This window comes from Hydrocoleum sp. CS-953 (assembly GCF_002260545.1).
In the GTDB taxonomy this organism is placed as follows: Bacteria; Cyanobacteriota; Cyanobacteriia; order Cyanobacteriales; family Microcoleaceae; genus Trichodesmium.
Window position 1 is genome coordinate 1 of sequence record NZ_LGSU01000085.1, and the last position, 2056, is coordinate 2056.

The following is a 2056-nucleotide window of genomic DNA, read 5'->3' on the forward strand; positions in this document are numbered from 1 at the left end:
TAATTTGTGGTCTCTTGGTGCGCGTTCCCTCTCTTGGTCAGCATTCCGCAAGCGAGCTGGCGGCGACGCGGGGTCTGACCGCTTGCGAGAAAACGACACCGAAAATAATCACATAGTAGTTCATAACATATTAGGTATAATTACTAAAATCCCTTGACTAAATGAACTAGGAAGTACATGGAAACAACTGACTGGGAAACTGTAATTCCTGCTGGAATGGCAATTACTATCTTTCTTGGAGGAATGCTAATGATGTTTACTAATTTTTGGACTGATTCAGTTAAAAAAAAGGAAAAAACAAAAAAATAAAAAGCTGTTTTCTGAGTTTTGATATGACCAATAAATAAGGTCTCAAGCCTCCTCTTTAAAGGGGATAAAAAAAGAAAATTCAGCATTTCGAGAATTCTACTTTAGTAGGAGGTACTGATAACTGATAACTGAAATGACACTCCAATAAAAGTATAGAATTAATCAACCATTAAAGAGAAATTTACAAAATGTTCGACTTCAATAACATCATCGAATTTTCACACCTATATTGTGTAGCAATTTGTGGATTTCTAGTACCTATGAATGTACTAGCAAGTTTACAGCCAATAATTTTTACAGTCCTCCATCGACCCAAAAAACAAATTAACTTAATGGCATTAGTCGCCAGTTTTTATGCTTTAATGATTATCCTTCATGTGGGAAGCTGGTTTATTGTCGGAGTAGTTAGAATCCAAACATTCATTCTTTTATTATTTGCTAGCTGTTCTTTAATTACAAATATTTGGGCAGTTAGTCATGGTTCTAGTATGAGAGCAACTATTCAATTTTTACAACAGTTTATAGTTAAAATTGTTAAGGGTATAACTTTCCAAAATCAACAGATTATTCCAGAAACAAAATAGGATTTTCTCAGAATAATGTAGGGATTAGTTTAAGTTTTTTTGATAAGCATTTAGCTATTAGCATCCAGCTAGCCTCCTAGGTCGTAACTGCGTTAACAGCTTTTTAAGTTTGGGAACCTCCTGTTCTATAACCAGAATACTTTAGGCTGGGTTAAAGTCCTCTTATAAAGATAGAAAATTGATCGGGAATTTGACAGTAACTTTGTAACTCTCCTTCAATTTCTTAGCTGATGGCTGATGGCTGATGGCTGAATGCTTACATATCTCTATTTTTGTTGAGAACCTACCGCAGAAATTGCCACTCCAACTAATAAAATAACTGCTCCCAATAAAACAATTAGAGAAGGCACTTCACCAAACAATAAATAACCTAAAAAACTCGCTCCAACAGGTTCAAATAAAATTGCCAAAGTAACAAAAGTAGGAGAAACCCAACGCACTGCCCAATTCAAACTTGTATGTCCTATTAATTGAGGCAGTAACGCCATTAATAATAAATAAAAATAGACTAAACCAGAATAGCCAAAGTAGCCAACACCCGAAAAGAAGGGAATAGGCAATAATACAATTGCAGCTACACTATAAACTACAACAATATAGCCCCCAATACTAAAACCCTTGGTTTGAGCTTCACGTCCCAGAAGCATATAGAAACTAATTGTCCAAGCTCCCATGAGAGCTAAAAAATTTCCCAGAAGAGGGTTACTACCTGTAGTTGCCCCACCAATATCTGCTAAACCAATCATTAGTCCTCCAGTCATAGCTACTATTATGCCAATAACTGTCTGGCGAGAAAGTCTTTCCTTGAACCACCACCATGACAATAAAGCTACCCAGATGGGGTTAGTTGTTACGAGAGTAGTCGAAGCTGCGATCGAAGTATAAGATAAAGAAGTAATCCAAAGAGAAAAATGAGCTGCAAGACAAACTCCTGCTGTTCCTGCATAGAATATTGCCCCTGGTTGGAGATTTTGCCACTGAATTTTTGACCATGTTGGTACTAATAATAAAGAGGCGATCGCCACTCGCGAAGCAGCTATTACCAGACTAAACCCTACCCCACTCATTCCCGCAGATAGACTTACCAACCTAATTAATATTGCACCAGTAGAGATTGCCAAAACACCGATAGTTAAAACTAATATAATTAACCAGTTAGAAGG

Annotated in this window: 3 protein-coding genes; 2 read left to right on the forward strand and 1 reads right to left on the reverse strand. The window is 36.7% G+C overall.

Features of this window, described 5'->3' with window-relative positions; genetic code table 11:
- Positions 1-177 precede the first annotated feature (177 nt).
- On the forward strand, positions 178-309 hold the full coding sequence (locus AFK68_RS43200; protein WP_256386455.1) for a hypothetical protein: 132 nt from the start codon (positions 178-180) through the stop codon (positions 307-309).
- Between the two features lie 188 nt (positions 310-497).
- Positions 498-893, forward strand: a complete 396-nt coding sequence (locus AFK68_RS00525; protein WP_094670792.1) for a hypothetical protein — start codon at positions 498-500, stop codon at positions 891-893.
- A gap of 266 nt (positions 894-1159) precedes the next feature.
- On the opposite strand, the gene AFK68_RS00530 is transcribed toward AFK68_RS00525, so the two are convergent.
- Positions 1160-2056: DMT family transporter (locus AFK68_RS00530; protein WP_246843908.1), on the reverse strand; the 897-nt coding region annotated here is incomplete at its 5' end.

Excerpts from the sequence above, each read along its gene's own strand:
- AFK68_RS43200 (WP_256386455.1), top strand. The coding sequence starts at position 178 with ATGGAAACAACTGACTGGGAAACTGTAATTCCTGCTGGAATGGCAATT.
- AFK68_RS00525 (WP_094670792.1), top strand. The coding sequence starts at position 498 with ATGTTCGACTTCAATAACATCATCGAATTTTCACACCTATATTGTGTA.